This window comes from Pseudomonas sp. S30_BP2TU TE3576 (genome assembly GCF_050436025.1).
GTDB lineage: Bacteria > Pseudomonadota > Gammaproteobacteria > Pseudomonadales > Pseudomonadaceae > Aquipseudomonas.
Genome location: NZ_JBNDLK010000001.1, coordinates 21,276 through 39,030 on the forward strand (window position 1 = coordinate 21,276; position 17,755 = coordinate 39,030).

The 17,755-nt window shown below is 60.3% G+C and carries 15 protein-coding genes; 4 read left to right on the forward strand and 11 right to left on the reverse strand.

Annotation, left to right across the window (positions count from 1 at the left end; all coding sequences use genetic code 11):
- Window positions 1-43: 43 nt before the first annotated feature.
- From arnT to ABIA48_RS00140, 9 genes are all read right to left on the reverse strand, one after another.
- Window positions 44-1,765 (reverse strand): lipid IV(A) 4-amino-4-deoxy-L-arabinosyltransferase, encoded by a 1,722-nt coding sequence (arnT, locus tag ABIA48_RS00100; protein ID WP_429486322.1) that lies wholly within the window; start codon window positions 1,763-1,765, stop codon window positions 44-46.
- Window positions 1,766-1,941: 176 nt separating this feature from the next.
- Window positions 1,942-2,598, reverse strand: a complete 657-nt coding sequence (locus ABIA48_RS00105; protein ID WP_429486323.1) for a histidine phosphatase family protein — start codon at window positions 2,596-2,598, stop codon at window positions 1,942-1,944.
- A 510-nt stretch (window positions 2,599-3,108) separates the two neighbouring features.
- Window positions 3,109-3,663 carry a PqiC family protein gene (locus ABIA48_RS00110; protein ID WP_429486325.1) on the reverse strand — a complete coding sequence of 185 codons (555 nt, stop codon included), beginning with the start codon at window positions 3,661-3,663 and terminating at the stop codon, window positions 3,109-3,111.
- 17 nt (window positions 3,664-3,680) lie between these two features.
- On the reverse strand, window positions 3,681-5,357 hold the full coding sequence (locus tag ABIA48_RS00115; RefSeq protein WP_429486326.1) for an intermembrane transport protein PqiB: 1,677 nt from the start codon (window positions 5,355-5,357) through the stop codon (window positions 3,681-3,683).
- On the reverse strand, window positions 5,338-5,994 hold the full coding sequence (locus ABIA48_RS00120; RefSeq protein WP_429486328.1) for a paraquat-inducible protein A: 657 nt from the start codon (window positions 5,992-5,994) through the stop codon (window positions 5,338-5,340). Before ABIA48_RS00120 ends, ABIA48_RS00115 begins: the two co-directional genes overlap by 20 nt.
- On the reverse strand, window positions 5,991-6,587 hold the full coding sequence (locus tag ABIA48_RS00125; protein ID WP_429486329.1) for a paraquat-inducible protein A: 597 nt from the start codon (window positions 6,585-6,587) through the stop codon (window positions 5,991-5,993). The genes ABIA48_RS00120 and ABIA48_RS00125 overlap by 4 nt, the downstream gene beginning before the upstream one ends.
- Before the next feature lie 302 nt (window positions 6,588-6,889).
- A complete protein-coding gene (locus tag ABIA48_RS00130; RefSeq protein ID WP_429486330.1) occupies window positions 6,890-8,191 on the reverse strand; it encodes an NAD(P)/FAD-dependent oxidoreductase in 1,302 nt (433 codons plus the stop codon).
- Window positions 8,188-9,276: a polyamine ABC transporter substrate-binding protein gene (locus tag ABIA48_RS00135; RefSeq protein ID WP_429486332.1), complete on the reverse strand. Its 1,089-nt coding sequence runs from the start codon at window positions 9,274-9,276 to the stop codon at window positions 8,188-8,190. Before ABIA48_RS00135 ends, ABIA48_RS00130 begins: the two co-directional genes overlap by 4 nt.
- 151 nt (window positions 9,277-9,427) lie before the next feature.
- A complete protein-coding gene (locus tag ABIA48_RS00140; protein WP_429486333.1) occupies window positions 9,428-10,786 on the reverse strand; it encodes a glutamine synthetase family protein in 1,359 nt (452 codons plus the stop codon).
- A 162-nt stretch (window positions 10,787-10,948) separates the two neighbouring features.
- On the opposite strand from ABIA48_RS00140, the gene ABIA48_RS00145 reads away from it, so the two are divergent.
- Window positions 10,949-11,881 carry a helix-turn-helix domain-containing protein gene (locus tag ABIA48_RS00145; RefSeq protein WP_429486335.1) on the forward strand — a complete coding sequence of 311 codons (933 nt, stop codon included), beginning with the start codon at window positions 10,949-10,951 and terminating at the stop codon, window positions 11,879-11,881.
- On the opposite strand, the gene ABIA48_RS00150 is transcribed toward ABIA48_RS00145, so the two are convergent.
- On the reverse strand, window positions 11,878-12,474 hold the full coding sequence (locus tag ABIA48_RS00150) for a cupin domain-containing protein (RefSeq protein WP_429486336.1): 597 nt from the start codon (window positions 12,472-12,474) through the stop codon (window positions 11,878-11,880). The two genes, ABIA48_RS00145 and ABIA48_RS00150, sit on opposite strands and share 4 nt — an antisense overlap.
- 201 nt (window positions 12,475-12,675) lie before the next feature.
- Entirely contained in the window at window positions 12,676-14,631 is a 1,956-nt protein-coding gene (locus ABIA48_RS00155) for an FAD-dependent oxidoreductase (RefSeq protein WP_429486338.1), read from the reverse strand.
- Between the two features lie 315 nt (window positions 14,632-14,946).
- Here ABIA48_RS00155 and ABIA48_RS00160 point away from each other — a divergent pair, with 315 nt between their 5' ends.
- The 3 genes from ABIA48_RS00160 (at window position 14,947) to ABIA48_RS00170 (ending at window position 17,727) form a co-directional block, all read left to right on the forward strand.
- Entirely contained in the window at window positions 14,947-15,996 is a 1,050-nt protein-coding gene (locus tag ABIA48_RS00160; RefSeq protein WP_429486340.1) for an ABC transporter substrate-binding protein, read from the forward strand.
- A gap of 75 nt (window positions 15,997-16,071) precedes the next feature.
- Window positions 16,072-16,860 (forward strand): class II aldolase/adducin family protein, encoded by a 789-nt coding sequence (locus ABIA48_RS00165; RefSeq protein ID WP_429486341.1) that lies wholly within the window; start codon window positions 16,072-16,074, stop codon window positions 16,858-16,860.
- Between the two features lie 219 nt (window positions 16,861-17,079).
- Window positions 17,080-17,727, forward strand: coding sequence for a TetR family transcriptional regulator C-terminal domain-containing protein (locus tag ABIA48_RS00170; protein ID WP_007981565.1), 648 nt, complete (start codon window positions 17,080-17,082; stop codon window positions 17,725-17,727).
- The last annotated feature ends 28 nt before the right edge of the window (window positions 17,728-17,755 follow it).

Sequence of the window (17,755 nt, forward strand, 5' to 3'; positions counted from 1 at the left end):
CGAGAGGCCGGTTCGACCTCTCGGGTTTTTTACGTCCTGGCTATCAGGGCTGGATTTGCGGGAAGATCAGGATCTGCAGGTTGCCGCGCTGATAGCGTTTTCCGTCGATGGGCAGCGCCTCGACTTCCTGAATTTCATCGACACTGTTGACCCGCATCACCACCCCGACCGAGCCCTTTTTCCGCGCCTCGGTCATCCATCGCCCGACCTCTTGCAGGGTCACTTTGCGCGAGGCCGCGGCGGGATCCGAGAGGCCGTACTTCATTTCACCGACAACATTGTAGAGCGCTACTTCCGGTCGCTTGGTCAGCCAGGACAAGGCCGAGGCAGCACCCAGGTCGTTGCTCAGCAGCGAGGTGCTCTGGTTCAGACTGTCCAGGTGTTCGGCGATAAACCGGTCGGGCATCTTGCTGTCGACAATCTGGCTCGGCATGGCGGCGGGTAGCAGCGCCACCAGCAGCCAGATGCCGAGGGCCGGCATCGCCCATAACGTCAATGGCCGCAGGATTTGCAGGGCGTTGGCGATGATCCAGCCCAACAGCACGATGAACGCCAGGGACAGGCTGAACATCTCGGTGTTCTCAAAAATCTCTTTGCGCCATTGCAGGTACAGCAAGGCAATCAGGGCCGCCGTGGCAATGACGACGTTGAGCCATCCGTTGAAGCGAATCGTCCGTCCCCGTGCCTGTTGCAACAGGCGGGTCAGTGCATCGCCCATCAGCAGTGCCAGCGGCAACAGGCACGGCATGATGTAGGTCGGCAGCTTGCCGCTGCTCATGCTGAAAATCGCCAATGGCAACAGCAGCCAGAGCAGGAGAAAACCGTTGACGGGCTGACGCTTGTTGTTCCAGGCCTGGATGAATGTGGTTGGCAACAGCGCGGCCCAGGGCAGGACAGAAACCACCAGCATCGGCAGGTAGAACCACCACGGGCGCGCGTGTTGCGCATTGTCGGCGGCGAAGCGGCGCACGTGCTCGTTCCAGAAAAAGAAATTCCAGAAATCCGGTTCTTGATGATGAATGGCCAGCGCCCAAGGCAAGCAGACGGCCGCGGCGACCACAACAGCCAGTGGCCCGTAACGCAACAGCTCGTCAAAGCGACGCTGCCAGGCGAGGTAGGGCAGGGCGATCACCGCCGGCAGCAGCCAGGCCAGGAAGCCTTTGGTCATGAAGCCCATGCCGCAGGCGATGCCCAGGACCACCCAGGCACCCAGACGGGCACGCGTGGTGCGGTTGTCGATGGCAAACCACAGGGAAACCAGGCTCAGGTTGACCCAGAGGGTGAATTGCGGGTCGAGGTTGGCGTATCCGGCCTGGCCGGCAATCAGCCCGAAGCTCATGTAAAGCAGCGCGCAAGCAAAACTTTTGCGCGGATCGCCCCAGAACCGGCGGGCAATCAGCCAGGTCAGCCACACGCTCAGTCCGGTACTCAGTGCCGACGCGATGCGCACCCCGAACAGGTTATCGCCAAACACCGCCTGGCCGATCGCAATCATCCAGTACCCGGCAATCGGCTTCTCGAAGTAACGAAGGCCCATGAAGTGCGGCGAGATCCAGTTCCCGCTATGCAGCATTTCCTGGCTGATCTGGGCATAACGGGTTTCATCGGGAATCCACAGACCGTGGCTCATCAGCGGTAGCAAGTAGAACGCGAAGAACGCCAATACCAGGGCTAATAGCATCCATTGCTCGTTGGCAGGCGCTGTTGGGGCGTGCAGGCGGGAAGAAAGGCCAGCAAAATCTGGCAATGGCTGATTTGACGTCATGTCTCGACCTTGGCGCTGAGGTGGCTGGTTGAAGAGCGATGTGCAACTTGTAAGAGTGAAAGTCGGAATGATATTGAACGGCGAGAAGTTCAATCATACTTCTCGCTGTTTTGTTCAGGTTTCATTCAGTCCGGCTTGAAATAACTTAGTAGCAAAGTTTTCGAGCTGTAACGATTTCAGTTTTTATCTTGTAACAGGGTGTTCCAGTCGTCGGCATTCACAATGCCGAGCACTTGCAGTTGCCCATTGCCATCGATGTGGACAAACAACGCGCTACCGTACTCGACGTCCTTCGCTGCATGCTTCAAGCCGCTCTGCTGTTCAAAGTCCGCGATGCAACCGCTGTGGGTCACCAGCACCAGGTTGCGATGGGCAACCTTGTGCGCCACGACATCGTTACGCAAGGTCGTGCCGCAGGTAGCCAGCCACTCCTGGGTTCGTGGGTCACTGTTGAACATGTAATGCGCGGTCTGCACGGTGCGCGTCACCGGGCTGGTGAGGATATCGGTTTGCGTCAGGCCCAGGCGTGCCAGGCCTTGCCCAACGCCGGCCGCCGCTTCACTGCCGACACGGGTGATGCCGTCGGCCGGGCCCAGGCAAGGATTGCTCGATTGGTCGCAACGCTCGGTATGACGAACCAGCACTGCGATTTCGCCGGCACTCCATTGTTGCAGCAGTTGTGCCCGGGCTTGCGCCCCTTCATGGGCCAGGTTGGCCGGGGATCTCGGCCACAGGAAAAAACCGGCGACCACTGCGGCGACGGTCAGGGTGCCCACCGCCACTACCGATTTGAAGAGGCGCGAAGACGGTTTACGCGAGACGGAGTTGACCAAGTTTTTCCACCATTTGGAGCACCAGGGAAAGTGCTGTTAAAAAAGTCTGAAACAGCACAAAAAATTTCCGCCGAGACTAAGTTCAGCGAATTAACTGCTGCACAAAGTAAATCTGCGCAGGTGTCGGAGCAGTGAAAGGAATGTGAAAAATTTGCAGGGAGGGGGCGGGCTACTGGGAATTGTTATCTTTCGCCCCTGCGCGGGATGACAGCGGCAAACTAACGCGGTCGACGAGATTGAACTCAACGGCGAACTTGTCGCCGTTGATTCAAGGGGAGAAACCGAGGTCAGGAGGACGGGCAACCAACCTAATGCCAGTCAGTTAAGTGCTAATGCGATCTGTAGCAGCTGCCGAGCCTGCGAGGCTGCGTTCGGCGGCATAGCCGTCGTGAGTCCAGCTGACGCGGCCTGCCTGACGTAGCGCAATGACTGATCTTACGACTGCTTCGCAGCCGAACGCAGCCTCGCAGGCTCGGCAGCTGCTACAAAGGGTGTCGCGGCTGAAATTGCTTAATTGGGGCAACCAGCCTGTTTTCTCGCGGCAGCCTGGCTGATCAGCGCGGCCAGGCGCTTGATGTTGTTTTGCTGGGCAAGCACCAGTTCATCGATGCTCGCGCCTGAGGGGGTTTGCAAGGTACTGCGGCAAATGACCCGTGCAGGTTCGCTTTCGCCGGCATTGCGCAGGCGCCATTTCACGTCCATCAATGCGTATTGACCGGGGACCGAGTCAAAACGCTGCACATCAACCCGCACCGAATACCCGCTTTGTGCAGGATAGTTGCTCAGTTGATCGGCCAGCGCACTGTTCAATTCATCCACGAGGGTCGCGCCCCACCATTCGGTTTCCAGGATCGCCAGGCCACTGTTGCCCTGGCGAATGACGATCTGCGCGCGATCGACCTGCGGCGGCACGCTGATGCTCTCGATCTGAATCACCCCGACGGTGGTCCTTGAGTGATCGCCCACCTGGGCCGGGGTCAGGGTGTGGAATTGAATCGGGTCACTGCGGCAAGCGGCGAGCAGCAACAGCGCGGTGACCAGGGTGAACTTCAGCGGAAAAGCCATGGGTGTTGCTCCTGTGTTCAGTTGCGCGGTGGCCCTTGCAGATCCATGGGCGCGGCATTGTCCGGACGGCCGCGAAGCAGCGATTCCGGATGCCGCCCCAGGTAATCCGAAAGATCACGCAAGGATCTCGACGTGCGTCCCAGTTCATCCAGGGTCTGCCCCAGTTTTTCCCGTTGCGGCGAGTCCTCGGCCAAGGTCGAACTGGCGGATTGCAAGGTCGAATTGGCCGTTTGCAGGGTCTTGCTGACTTCCGACAAGGTGGTTTGCACACCCGGCAAAATCTTGCCGTTGAATTGCATCATGCCTTTGCGCAGTTCGACGAGATTGCCATCGAGATTGCCGGCAATACGCTCGATGGGCAGTTTGTTGATCTTGTCGACCATGGATTCGAGTTTTTCCTGCAATTGCTCCAGGCTGCCCGGTATGGTCGGGATGATGACCGGGCGTGCGTTGGCATCGAATGCAACTTTTTCTGCCTTGGGGTAGAAGTCCAGGGAGATGTACAACTGGCCGGTCAGGAAGTTGCCAGTGCGGGCCTGGGCACGCAGGCCGTTATCGATAAAGGTGCCGATCAGGCGTACACCGGCGGCTTCGTCATTGGGGTCATGCTTGAGCGCCTTGAGCATCTTGTCGTGGGCCTTGCCCAGGCGTTGCGGGTAAATCACGATGCCGACGTTGACCGGAAAGGAACGGCTCTTCTCGTCGTAATCCAGATTGACCGCCACCACCTTGCCGATTTCCACACCGAGGAATTCCACCGGCGCATCAACCTTGAGCCCGCGCAGTGCCTGGTCGAATCGCATGGCCAGGTATTGCGGTTTACCGTTTGGCGGGGCGAGGGCAGTTTGTTGGTCCTCGAACAGTTCGTAGGCATATTCTGCAGCAGCAGGTTTATCGCCAGGGCTGTAGTCGGGCGCGCGGAAGGCAATGCCGCCCACCAGCAAGGACGACAACGATTCGGTCTTGACCGCAAAACCGTTGGCGCCGACGTTCACGTCAATGCCGCTGGCGTTCCAGAAACGGGTGTTTTCGGTGACGTACTTGTCATTGGGGGCATGGATGAACAGCTCTATGTTCACGCCTTTGCCATCCGGGTCCAACGCGTAGGCCACCACTTGGCCCACCGGGATCTTGCGGAAGTAAACCGGAGAGCCGATATCCAGCGACCCCAGATCCTGCGTGAACAAGGTGAAACGCTTGCCCGGTTCGCCGTAGGTGATGGGTGGCGGGTTCTCCAGCCCCGTGAAGTGTTTTGCCCGGCCGTTGGCCTGGCCGATATCGGCACCGATGTAATCGCCCGACAGCAGCGTATCGATACCGGACACACCCCCCGCTCCAATGCGCGGCCGCACTACCCAGAATTGCGAGTCCTCGCGGGTAAAGCTTTCGGCCTGCTTGGCCAGCTTGATGGTGGCGTTCACACTCTTCTGGTCATTGCTCAGCTCCACATCCGAGACTTGGCCAATCACCACATTACGGTACTTGACCTCGGTTTTATTCGCGGTCAGGCCGCTCCCGGTCTTGAACGTGACAACAATGGTCGGGCCTTCCTGCAAGATGCTGTGAACCACCAGCGAAATGCCCACCAGCACCGCGACGATCGGTACGATCCAGACCAGCGAAACGCTGAAGCGGCGGGTCTTGATCGGCGCCGGCCCGGGGGCTTGCGGCCCGTCAGTGGCTTGTGACTTCATCCGTGACCTCCTCATTGTTTGGGTGTTCCCGTTCTTTATCCCAGATCATGCGCGGATCGAAACTCATTGCCGAAAGCATGGTGAACACCACCACCAGGCCAAAGAACAGAATGCCCGGGCGCGGCTCGATGTCGGCCAGGGCCTGGAATTTCACCAGCGAGGCGACCAGTGCGACCACGATCACATCGAGCATCGACCAGTAGCCGATGACCTCGACGAAGCGGAACAGCGTCGACCGCTCTTTACGTGCCCACTCACTGTCGCGTTGCACGGTGACCAGCAGCAGCGTGATGGCGACGAACTTGATGCCAGGCACCGCGATACTGGCAATGAAAATGATCAGGGCGATGTCCCAGGCCCCGGCCTGCCAGAACTCCAGTACGCCGCTCATGATCGTACTGTCGGCGCCATGACCGACCATTTTGGTGTTCATCACCGGCAGCAAATTGGCGGGGATGTAAAACACCAGGGCCGCAATCATGTAAGCCCAGGTGCGGGTCAACGAGTTGGTTTTGCGTCGATGCAAAGGCGCGCCGCAGCGCACGCATTCGTGAGGCTCGCCAGTCATGTCGCAGGCCAGCCCGCAACTGTGGCACAGGCACAGGTTGAGTTCGTCAGCGTACGGAGGCGAGCTCATAAGATGTCCCATAAATCGCGGATATCGCGTCCGGCGATGCGGATCATCATCAGGCTCAGCACAGCCAGGGCAAACAGTCCTATCCCGGGCAGCACATCAAGCAGCCCGGCGAGCTTGATGACAGCGACCATGGCACCCAGCAGGCAGACTTCGAGCATGCTCCAGGGCCTCAGGGTTTCCAGCCAGCGCATGCAGAATTTGAACCCGGGCGCACGTTGCCGGGCGAGGGCGAAGCCCAGTACCCAGACCAGAAGCAACAGCTGGAAAATCGGCGCGATGATCATGGCGATCGCCGCCACCATGGCGATGAACGTGATAGGTCCCAGGCTCAGGGCCAGCACCGAGTCCCAGAGGGTTGCGCTGTTCTTCGAGCCTTTGAGGCTGATGCTCATCACCGGATAGAAATTGGCGAATATCCAGAGCATCAGCGCGGTGAAGGTCAACGCAAGACGCTGTTCCACTGTCAGGCCGTTATAGCGCTGAAGCACACCGCCGCAGCGCGTACACAGGGTTTTCTGATGTTTGGCGAGCGTCACTTTTTGGTACACGCTGTCGCAGTGCTCGCAGATGATCAGTTGATCAGTAGTTGCCATGGGCAAGGCTCAACAGAAGGCAGGAAGTTCAGAGCACCCCCTCAATATAGAAGTGCCTTGCAATTGAGCAAATCGAAAGTCGAAACAAGGGGATGGGTAGAAGAGCGAATACGCAGAACCATGTGGGAGCGAGCTCTCCAATGACTTGGGTAGTTCGCAGGTTTTGCGCTCAACCGCTGAACCTGTGGGAGCGGGCTTGCTCGCGAAAGCGGTGGGGCAGTCGACATCAATGTTGAATGTTCGACCGCTTTCGCGAGCAAGCCCGCTCCCACAGTAGGTAGGGGGCGCCCGGCAGGATTGTGTCAGCCGAGCATTTCCCGCATCCGATACCAGAACATGCCAAGTGCCAGCAGTGGCGAGCGCAAGGCACGGCCGCCGGGGAAGGTCATGTGGGGCACGGCGCTGAACACGTCGAAACCTTTGCTGTGTCCGGCATGGATCGCTTCGCCCAACAGTTTGGCGCACCAGTGAGTCACGTTCAGGCCATGACCGGAGTAGCCCTGGGCGTAGAACACGTTCGGGTGCTGGCTCAAGCGCCCGACCTGCGGGAAGCGGTTGGCCGAGATGCCAATCATGCCGCCCCACTGAAAATCAATGCGTGCTTTGGCCAGTTGCGGGAACACCTTGAGCATCTGCGGGCGCATGTAGGCAGCAATGTCCGCCGGGTCGCGCCCGGAGTAATGGCAGGCGCCGCCGAACAACAAACGCCGATCAGCCGAGAGCCGGTAGTAATCCAGTCCGACCTTCTGGTCGCACAGCGCGACGTTGTGCGGGATCAGTTGCCTGGCGGCGTCTTCCGACAACGGCTCGGTGGCGATGATGTAGCTGCCTGCCGGGAGCACTTTGCCGCTGAGCTTCGGTTCGAGCTCTTCCAGATGGGCATTGCAAGCCAGCACCAACGTGCCCGCACGCACCGTGCCACCGGCACAGCGCACTTGCACGGTGCTGCCGTGGATCAGCTCCAGCACCGGGCTCTGCTCAAAGATCTGCACGCCAAGGGACTCGGCGGCTTTCGCTTCACCGAGCGCCAGGTTCAGCGGGTGCAGGTGGCCAGAGCCCATGTCGACCAGGCCGCCCGCGTAAACACCGGAATTCACCACGTGTTCACGGACCTGGCCAGGTTCGATCAAGCGGGTTTCATGGGCGTAACCGGACTCTAGCAATTCGGCGTGCTCGGCCTTCAGCCCGGCGAAGTGCGCCGGGGTGTTGGCCAGTTCGCAAAAGCCCCAGCGCAGATCGCAATCGATGCCGAACTCACGGATACGATTGCCGACCAGTTGCACCGATTCCGTCCCGGCATGCTCCAGATACCGCACCCCTTCGGCCCCGACATGCCTGGCAAAACCGCTGACGTCATGGCCGATGCCGCGAATCAACTGGCCGCCATTGCGCCCGCTGGCACCCCAGCCAATCCGCCGGGCCTCCAGCAGGATCACCGAGAGCCCGCGCCGGGCCAGCTCGATGGCGGTGTTGATGCCGGTGAAACCCGCGCCGACCACGCAGACGTCGGCCACCAGATCCGAGGCCAGCGCGGGACGCTGCTTCATGCCCTTGGCGGACGCCGCGTAATAGGAGAGGGTGTGTTCCTTGGTGTACTGATTCATTTGTTGGACTTCACTTTGCTCCACGAACGGGTCATCAAACGCATGATCGACTGCGGTGGAGTGGTGGAAATATAGAGCTTGTCGAGGACTGCCTGGGACGGATAAACCTCGGGATTGCTGACCAGCTCAGGGTCCATGTACTGCTTGGCGGCCGGGTTCGGGTTGGCGTAACCGACCGACGCGCTGACCTTGGCAATCACTTGCGGGTCCAGCAGGTAGTTGATGAAGGTGTGGGCCTGTTGCGGATTGCCGGCATCAGCGGGGACGGCCAGCAGGTCGAACCACAAATTCGCGCCTTCCTTGGGAATGGCGTAGGCGATGTTCACGCCGTTCCTGGCTTCCTTGGCGCGGTTGGCGGCCTGGAACACGTCACCCGAGTAGCCGAAGGCTACGCAGATATCGCCGTTGGCCAGGTCCGACACGTATTTGGAGGAATGGAAGTAGGTGATGTAAGGGCGGATGGCCAACAACTTGGCTTCGGCCTTTTTGAAGTCCTCAGGGTTTTCGCTGCGCGGGTCCATGCCCATGTAGTTGAGGATCGCCGGGAACACTTCATCGGCCGAGTCCATCATCGATACGCCGCACGCGCTGAGCTTCTTGATGTTTTCCGGTTCGAACAGCACGGCCCAGGAATCGATGTGGTCAATGCCCAGCACCTGCTTGACCTTGTCGACGTTGTAACCGATGCCGTTGGTGCCCCACAGGTAGGGTACGGAGTGGGCGTTGCCCGGATCGTTTTTCTCCAGCAGCGCCAGCAGTTTCGGGTCAAGGTTCTTGAAGTTCGGCAACTGCTCGCGATCGAGCTTGAGAAACGCACCGGCCTTTACCTGGCGGGCGAGGAAGTGGTTCGACGGCACCACCACGTCATACCCGGTGCGACCGGCGAGCAGTTTGCCCTCCAGGGTTTCGTTGGAGTCGAAGACGTCGTAGATCACCTTGATCGCGGTTTTGGCCTGGAAGTCGGCGAGGGTGGTTTCGCCGATGTAGTCGGTCCAGTTGTAGACGCTGACCTGTGGCTGAGCCTGGGCGCCGGCACTGAACATCGCTGCCAGCGCGACCGGAACCATGGATTTCAATAGACGCATATCGACACCTCTTGGAGTTATTGGATTTTTCAGGTGATTTTTTAGTGGTCTGTCGGCCCTCATCACGAGCAAGCTCGCTCCCACAGGGGAACGCATTTCAAATGTGGGAGCGAGCTTGCTCGCGATAGGGCCATTACGGACGGTGAAGATCTCAGACGCTGAGCATCAGGAACTCACGCTCCCACGAACTGATCACCCGTTTGAAGTTCTCGTGCTCGGCGCGTTTGACCGCGACATAGCCCCGTACGAACTTGCTGCCCAGGTAGCGGCTGACGGTGTCGCATTCTTCCATCTGGGTCAGGGCGTCCTCGATGGTGATCGGCAGGCGCAGGTTGCGACGTTCATAGGCACGGCCCTGTACCGCGGCACTCGGTTCGATGTGCTCGACCATGCCGAGGTAACCGCACAGCAGACTTGCAGCGATCGCCAGGTACGGGTTGGCATCGGCGCCCGGCAAACGGTTCTCGACGCGCATGGCGTCCGGGCTGGAGGTCGGTACGCGCAGGCCGACGGTGCGGTTTTCTTCGCCCCACTCGACGTTCACGGGTGCCGAGGTGTCCGGCAGGAAGCGGCGGAACGAGTTGACGTTCGGCGCGAACATCGGCAGCACTTTCGGGATGTACTTCTGCAAACCACCGATGTGATGCAGGAACAGTTCGCTCATGTTGCCGTCGGCATCGGCGAAGATCGGCTGGCCGGTGGCAATGTCCACCACGCTCTGGTGAAGGTGCATGGCGCTGCCCGGCTCGTCGCCGACCGGCTTGGCCATGAAGGTTGCCGCCACGTTGTGCTTGAGCGCCGCTTCACGCATGGTGCGCTTGAACACGGTGATCTGGTCGGCCAGGTCCAGTGCGTTGCCGTGACGGAAGTTGATTTCCATCTGTGCCGGGCCGTCTTCGTGGATCAGCGTGTCAAGGTCCAGGCCTTGCAGTTCGCACCAGTCATAGACGTCTTCGAACAGCGGATCGAATTCGTTGGCGGCATCGATGGAGAACGATTGGCGACCGCTTTCGGCACGGCCCGAACGGCCCATCGGCGCCTTGAGCGGCAAGTCCGGGTCTTCGCAGCGCTGGGTCAGGTAGAACTCCATTTCCGGCGCGACAATCGGCCGCCAGCCTTTGTCGGTGTATAGCTGCAGGACTTTTTTCAGTACGTTGCGCGGCGACAGTTCGATCGGGTTGCCGAACTTGTCGAAGGTGTCGTGGATCACGATGGCGGTCGGCTCGATGGCCCATGGCACCACGTAGACGGCGTCGGCGTCCGGCTTGCAGACCATGTCGATATCGGCCGGGTCGAGCAGGTCGTAGTAGATGTCGTCGTCGACAAAGTCCCCGGTTACCGTTTGCAGAAGGACACTTTCCGGCAGGCGCATGCCTCGCTCATGCAGGAACTTGTTGGTCGGTGCAATTTTGCCGCGTGCAATGCCGGTCAGGTCGCTGACGACGCACTCGACTTCGGTAATCTTGTGATCTTTCAGCCAAGTGAGCAGCTGATCGAAAGGGACATTCATAAAGACCTCGTTATTGGTTTTATTAACGCCAGGAGAGGCCGGTTTCATCCGCCGGACACTTCCCCTGTAGCGCGTTGAGGTCTATCTTGGGCGACCCTTGCGGTTCCATCTATCCACTTTAAGCAGCACAAAACGCACCAAAAGAGTGCGTAAGGTCGCCCCATGACAGGTTTCAACGCCCTCCAGGTCCAAGCCTTCAACACCGCCGATGTCGCCGAGCAAATCCGCGCCACACCGGGTTGGGTCCAGCATTACCAACAGATGTCGCCTGGGCATTTTGCGGGTCTGGTGCGCTATCTGGATCTGCAGGGCGTGGAGATTTACGAAGAGTCGATGAACACCCGGGTCGAGCAGAATTTCAGTGCGCCCCAGGGCTCGCTGTCGTTCTGTTTCGATCGTGGCGACAACGCGCTGTACGTGTTGAATGGCGAAAGTCGCAACATCTGGATCACTCCGGAGAACTACCAGGAAATCGCCGTGGTGTTCGGGCCGGAGTTTGTAAAACGCCACAGCCTCGACATCGCCCGGCTCGAAGGGCTGTTCATGGCGCCGCTCAACTCGCAGCAGAACGCGCTGTTCTGCCGCTGGCTCAGCGGGACCCTGACGCGGCTGTCGCAGACCTTCGATCCACCGAGCCGCGAAGCGCTGACCCAGCAATTGCTGGAAGACTGTCTATTCATTCTCGACAACGCCTGTGTCGGTCTCGACCAGGGCGCCTTGCAGCGTCGGGCCGGGGAGCGGGCGATCATGAAGCGGGTCGGGGAATGGGCGGCGGACACCCCGGAAGAACACCTCAACTTGCTGGAACTGTCCCAGGTTGCCGGGGTTTCACTGCGCCAGTTGCAGCATGCATTCAAGACCTACACCGGCATGGCGCCGGCCCAATGGCTGCGCCTGCGCCGACTCAACAGCGCCCGCCGCGAATTGCTCAGCCGCACGCCGACGCAAACCACCGTGGCTGAAGTGGCCATGCACTGGTCGTTCTGGCATCTGGGACGGTTTTCCAGCAGCTACCGCGCGCTGTTCAAGGAACTGCCGAGCGACACCCTCAAGCGTGCAAGTGTCGCGCAGCCCATCGGGCGCGGCCGGCGTTAAAACGTCGGCGGTGTAATCACCCAGATCACCACCGCATCGACATCGCCGGGGTTGCCGTAGCGGTGCGGTTCCTGGCTGGAAAAGCTGAAGCTGTCGCCTTCATTGAGCTGGAAATGACGCTCGCCAACCCATAGCTCAAAACTGCCGGACAGCAGGTAGCCGGCTTCTTCGCCTTCGTGGCTGTAGCTTTGCTGGCTGTAGGTGCCGGGGGGGAAACGCGAGTGCAGCATTTCCAGTTGGCGGTTGGCTTGCGGCGTCAACAACTGGTCGACAATGCCGTCTTCGTAATGCACGTTCAGGCGACTGTTCTTGCGCACGACAATGCCGTCATCTTCCGGGTCGGTAACCGCTTCGCTGGCGAAGAACCACTGGATGGTGACGCCGAGACTGCGGGCAATGTTGAACAGCGCCGGAATCGACGGGTAGGCGAGGTTGCGTTCCAGCTGACTGATGTAGCCGGCAGTGAGCTCGCTCTGTTGCGCCAGTTCCGCCAGGGTCATGCCCCGGCGTTTGCGCAGGCCGCGAATGCGTGTGCCGAGAAAATGCGGTTCGGCGTTGCCTGGGGCGGACGGGGTCTTGCTGTTGTTGCTCATGGAAAGTTCCGAACCGGGAAGGGGCTTGAGCGAATGTCTATCCGTTGAGCACAGACTCTGTGGGAGCGGGCTTGCTCGCGAAAGCGGTGTGTCAGTCACCACCCATGTTTGCTGACACGACGCCTTCGCGAGCAAGCCCGCTCCCACAATGGATTGCACTAGACTCACGGTCTTGCATAAAGTCCCGGAGTATAAACAGCCTTAAAGCTCCCACGCGACTTTCAGGCCTTCATAAATCGCTTCTTCGGCAGTGCGCGGCGCGAGGCAGTCGCCGATGCGGCGAAACTCCACCAGTCCTTGCAGTTCGGCGCCCAGGGTATCCACCGGTTGATGGCCCTGGCACAACACCAGCGTATCGATGTTTTCCATCAGCATCGGTTCGCCACTGGCGGTGTGTTGCAGGTAGACGGTGTTGTCATCGCAGCCGTACAAGCGCGCATACGGTGTGATCGGCACGCCCAGTTTATGCAGTTCGCCGGCCAGTTGATCGCGCACGTACAGCGGCAGGTTTTCCCCGCAATGGGTGCCGTTGACCGCCAGTTGCACCTGATGCCCGGCGCGCACCAGGCGTTCGGCGATGCCGGGGCCGATCCAGTCGCAACGCCAGTCGACCACCACCACCGAGCGGCCGATCTGTACTTCATCGCGCAGCACTTGCCAGGCGTCCACCACCTGCAATTCACCGCCACGCTCGAACGGTGGCCAATAAGGTTCGGCACCGGTAGCGACGATCACCATGTCCGGTTTTTCCTGCTCCACCAGCGCCCGGTCGACCCGTGTGTTGCGCACCACGCGCACACCCGCCAATTCCATTTCTCTTTGTAGATTGGTACTGGCACCACCAAACTCACTGCGCCGTGGCAGCAACTGCGCGAGCAACACCTGGCCGCCCAGTTGTGAACCGGCTTCGTACAGGGTCACGTCATGTCCGCGCTGGGCCGCGACGGCAGCGGCCTTCATGCCGGCCGGGCCGCCGCCGGCGATCATGATGCGTTTGCGATTTATCGCTTGTCGGCGTTCAGCAAAAATCAGCTCGCGACCGGTTTCCGGGTGCTGGATGCAGGAAATCGGCAAGCCCTTGTGAAAGTGCCCGATGCACGCCTGATTGCAGGCGATGCAGGCGCGCACATCTTCAACGCGGCCGGTATCGGTCTTGTTGGGCATTTGCGGATCGCAGATCAGCGCCCGGGTCATGCCGCAGACATCGGCCTGTCCCCGGGCCAGAATCAGTTCCGCTTCCTGGGGCTGGTTGATACGCCCGGTGACGAACAACGGAATGTTCAAACTGGCCTTGAACGTCCCGGCTTCCCTGGCCAGGTACGCCGCTTCGATCGCCATCGGCGGCACGATATGCACCGCGCCACCCAGCGACGCCGAAGTACCGGCGACGATGTGCACGTAATCGAGCTGCGTTTGCAACGACTGCACGGCGGCCAGGGACTCGTCTTCGGTCAGGCCTTCGGGGTCGCGTTCGTCGGCGCAAATGCGCAGGCCAATGATGAACTGCTCATCGGTCGCCGCACGCACGGCTTTGATGACTTCACGCAGGAAACGCAAACGCTGTTCCAGCTCACCGTTGTAGCCATCGGTACGCCGGTTGACCCGCGGATTGATGAATTGCGCCGGCAGGTAACCGTGGCTGGCCACGACCTCGACGCCATCGATTCCAGCCTGATGCAGACGCCGGGCCGCAGCGGCATAACCGGCGACGATTTCGTCGATCATTGCCTGATCGAGTGCGCGGGGCATCACGCGGAAGCGTTCGTTGGGCACCGACGATGCGGAGTAGGCCACCGCGAGCAGGCCATCGCTGGATTCCATGATCTCCCGCCCCGGATGGAACACCTGGGACAACACCACGGTGCCGTGGGCATGGCAGGTTTGCGCCAGTTTGCGGTAGCCCTCGATGCACGCATCGTCGGTGGCCATCAGCACGTGGGAGGTGTAGCGCGCACTGTCATGCACGCCGGCCACTTGCAGCACGATCAGCCCGGCACCGCCTTCGGCACGCGCCCGGTGATAGGCGATCAGTTGTTCATTGACCAGGTTGTCGGTGGGCATCGACGTATCGTGCCCGCTGGACATGATGCGGTTTTTCAGGCGCTTGCCACGGATCTCCAGGGGTTCGAACAGGTGCGCGAAGGAAGGTGTCGGCATGGTGCGATTACTCCAGACAGGCTGACCTGTAGGAGCGAGCTCGCTCGCGATGGACTTGAGGGCGACGCGTTCATCCAGACAACACGCGTAATCGTTAACGTCCATCGCGAGCAAGCTCGCTCCTACAGAGGTAGCAGGTTTTGTGCGTTGTTATTATTGCGCTATAGAAATTTACCTTCAGTAAAAAATCAACTTGTTTTTTTACTGATGCGTGGAGTAATTTCATTTCGAGCCCGCTCCCGGGCCGTACCTCACAACAATAAAAAAGGGCTGCGCCGGCCTCTGTCCGGGCGGCACCTGCCAGAGGAACCACTGATGACATCGAAAACTCTCAAGCACGGTTTTTATCCCTTGGTGTTGACCTGCGCCTTAGGCCTGGGCAGCGCCCAGGCAGCATCGGACATGGTGGTGGTCGGTTATGGCGGAGCCGGACAAAAAGCCCAGGACGTGGCGTTCTTTCAACCGTTCGCCGCCGTGGATCAAAGCAAAGTGATCCAGAGCGAATACAACGGCGAGATGGCCAAAATCAAAGTGATGGTCGACACCGGCAACGTCGACTGGGACGTGGTGCAGATCGAAGGCCCGGACTTGATGCGCGGCTGCGAGGAAGGCATGTACGAGCGGCTGGACTGGACCCGTCTGGGCCACGCCGACCAGTTGATCCCCGAAGCGGCACAGGAATGCGGGTCTGCGGCGCTGGTGTGGAGCGTGGCGATTGCCTACGACACCGACAAACTGGCCCAGGCCCCGACTTCGTGGGCAGACTTCTGGGACGTGAAGAAAACCCCCGGCAAGCGTGGATTGCGTAAACGCGCGGTGTACAACCTGGAGTTCGCCTTGCTGGCGGACGGGGTCAAAACCGAAGACGTCTACAAAGTACTCGGCACCCCGCAAGGCGTGGACCGGGCATTTGCCAAGCTCACTGAACTCAAGCCGTACATCCAGTGGTGGGAAGCGGGCGCGCAACCGCCGCAATGGCTGACCGCCGGCGATGTGGTGATGACCTCGACCTACAGCGGGCGCATCGCCGACGCCGCGCAGAAAGGCAGCCACCTCGGTCTGGTCTGGCCCGGCAGCCTGTATGGCATGGACTACTGGGCGATCATCAAGGGCTCCAGGCATGTGGATCAGGCCAAGCGTTTCATTGCGTTCGCCAACCAGCCGGACGCCCAGGTCAACTACGTGCAGCAGATCCCTTACGGCCCGACCAACATCCAGGCCGCCGCACGGCTCGACGACAAGCTGGCGCAATGGGTGCCTACCGCACCGCAGAACCTCAAGGGCGCGTTGTCGATGAACGTCGGCTTTTGGGTCGATCATGGCGAAGAGTTGGAAGAGCGCTTCAACGCCTGGGCCAGCAAGTAAACGCGGATGGCTGGACGTGCCCAAGCGTCCAGCCTTACTGTCTGCCTCTGCCGATCAGCCTGGAGAACCACAACAATGAACAAAATCGCCAGCCATCTGGCCCCTGGGCGCAGCGCCACCGAGCAGCGCCTGCGTGAGGAACTGGCGGCCTGCTACCGCCTGATTGCGCACTTTCGCATGACCGACCTGATCTTCACTCACATCTCGGTGCGCATTCCGGGGCCGGAGCATCACTTTCTGATCAACCCGTACGGGCTGATGTTCGATGAGATCAGCGCGTCCAATCTGGTGAAAATCGACCTCGATGGCCACGCGGTGGAACCGTCGCCGTACCCGGTCAATCCGGCCGGTTTTGTGATTCACAGTGCCATCCACGGTGCCCGTGAAGATGCGCAATGTGTGCTGCACACCCACACCAAATCCGGGTGCGCGGTGGCGGCGCTGAAGTGCGGGTTGTTGCCGGTGAACCAGATTTCCATGGAGTTCTATGGCCGCGTTGCCTACCACGACTATGAAGGCGTGGCGCTGGACCTGAGTGAGCAGCAACGGCTGGTGGCGGATTTGGGCGACAAATCGGTACTGATGCTGCGCAACCATGGTTTGCTGACGGTGGGCGAGACGGTGAGCCAGGCGTTCCTGCGCATGTATTACCTGGAAAAGGCCTGTGAGATTCAATTGGCGGCGCAAGCTGCCGGTGAAGTTGTTCTGCCGTCGCATGAGGTCTGCGCGCACACCGAGCGGCAGTTCAATGATCCGGGGCGGCCGTTGGAGGATGGGGAGTTGAGTGATCCGGATGCCATGCAATTGGCGTGGGCGGCGTTGTTGCGAATGCTGGATCGAGTGGCGCCGGGGTATCGCGACTGATCCAGATCCTGTGTTGTTTGAGCTGGCCTCTTCGCGAGCAAGCCCGCTCCCACAGGGGAATGCATTCCAAATGTGGGAGCGGGCTTGCTCGCGAAGCAGGCGCCGCGGTCCATCTGGCTTACGCTTGACTGGAGACATTACCGGCTCTTGCTGTACAGTCGTTCAGCCCGCCGCTAACCCGCGCAGGCCCCAACGATTGAACCAAGGAGCGTGTCGCCCATGAACCAGGAAGCCCGTTTTTCCCGCATGGAACCGGAGTTGCGCAAAGCCAACCTGATCGAGGCGACGCTGGTGTGCCTCAAGCGTCACGGCTTCCAGGGCGCGTCGATCCGCAAGATTTCCGCCGAGGCCGGGGTCTCGGTGGGGCTGATCAGCCATCACTATTCCGGCAAGGATGAACTGGTGGCCGAAGCCTACATGGCGATCACCGGGCGGGTCATGACCCTGCTGCGCGATGCCATGGAGCAAGCCGCACCGAATGCCCGGGAGCGTTTGTCGGCGTTTTTCCGCGGTTCGTTTTCCGCCGAATTGCTCGACCCACAACTGATCGATGCCTGGCTGGCGTTCTGGGGCGCAGTGAAAACCGCCGAGGCCATCAATCAGGCCCACGATCATTCCTATGGCGAGTATCGCGGCATCTTGCGCAAGGTGCTGGCGGAACTGGCGCAGGAGGAGGGCTGGGAAAACTTCGACGCCGACCTCGCCGCCATCAGTCTCAGCGCCTTGCTCGATGGCTTGTGGCTGGAGTCCGGGCTCAACCCCGGCACCTTCACCCCGGAGCAGGGCATCCAGATTTGCGAGGCCTGGGTCGACGGTTTGCAGGCCGGCGGACGTCAGCGCTTTTGCGTACAGACGAGCGACTGTTGATCAGTCGTTCAGCACTGGATACTCTCTG

Bases quoted from the DNA above. Each gene is read 5' to 3' on its own strand.
- ABIA48_RS00140 (WP_429486333.1), bottom strand. From the start codon at position 10,786: ATGAATGTCCCTTTCGATCAGCTGCTCACTTGGCTGAAAGATCACAAG.
- ABIA48_RS00135 (WP_429486332.1), bottom strand. From the start codon at position 9,276: ATGCGTCTATTGAAATCCATGGTTCCGGTCGCGCTGGCAGCGATGTTC.
- ABIA48_RS00125 (WP_429486329.1), bottom strand. From the start codon at position 6,587: ATGGCAACTACTGATCAACTGATCATCTGCGAGCACTGCGACAGCGTG.
- ABIA48_RS00120 (WP_429486328.1), bottom strand. From the start codon at position 5,994: ATGAGCTCGCCTCCGTACGCTGACGAACTCAACCTGTGCCTGTGCCAC.
- ABIA48_RS00170 (WP_007981565.1), top strand. From the start codon at position 17,080: ATGAACCAGGAAGCCCGTTTTTCCCGCATGGAACCGGAGTTGCGCAAA.
- ABIA48_RS00165 (WP_429486341.1), top strand. From the start codon at position 16,072: ATGAACAAAATCGCCAGCCATCTGGCCCCTGGGCGCAGCGCCACCGAG.
- arnT (WP_429486322.1), bottom strand. From the start codon at position 1,765: ATGACGTCAAATCAGCCATTGCCAGATTTTGCTGGCCTTTCTTCCCGC.
- ABIA48_RS00115 (WP_429486326.1), bottom strand. From the start codon at position 5,357: ATGAAGTCACAAGCCACTGACGGGCCGCAAGCCCCCGGGCCGGCGCCG.
- ABIA48_RS00150 (WP_429486336.1), bottom strand. From the start codon at position 12,474: ATGAGCAACAACAGCAAGACCCCGTCCGCCCCAGGCAACGCCGAACCG.
- ABIA48_RS00145 (WP_429486335.1), top strand. From the start codon at position 10,949: ATGACAGGTTTCAACGCCCTCCAGGTCCAAGCCTTCAACACCGCCGAT.
- ABIA48_RS00130 (WP_429486330.1), bottom strand. From the start codon at position 8,191: ATGAATCAGTACACCAAGGAACACACCCTCTCCTATTACGCGGCGTCC.
- ABIA48_RS00155 (WP_429486338.1), bottom strand. From the start codon at position 14,631: ATGCCGACACCTTCCTTCGCGCACCTGTTCGAACCCCTGGAGATCCGT.
- ABIA48_RS00110 (WP_429486325.1), bottom strand. From the start codon at position 3,663: ATGGCTTTTCCGCTGAAGTTCACCCTGGTCACCGCGCTGTTGCTGCTC.
- ABIA48_RS00160 (WP_429486340.1), top strand. From the start codon at position 14,947: ATGACATCGAAAACTCTCAAGCACGGTTTTTATCCCTTGGTGTTGACC.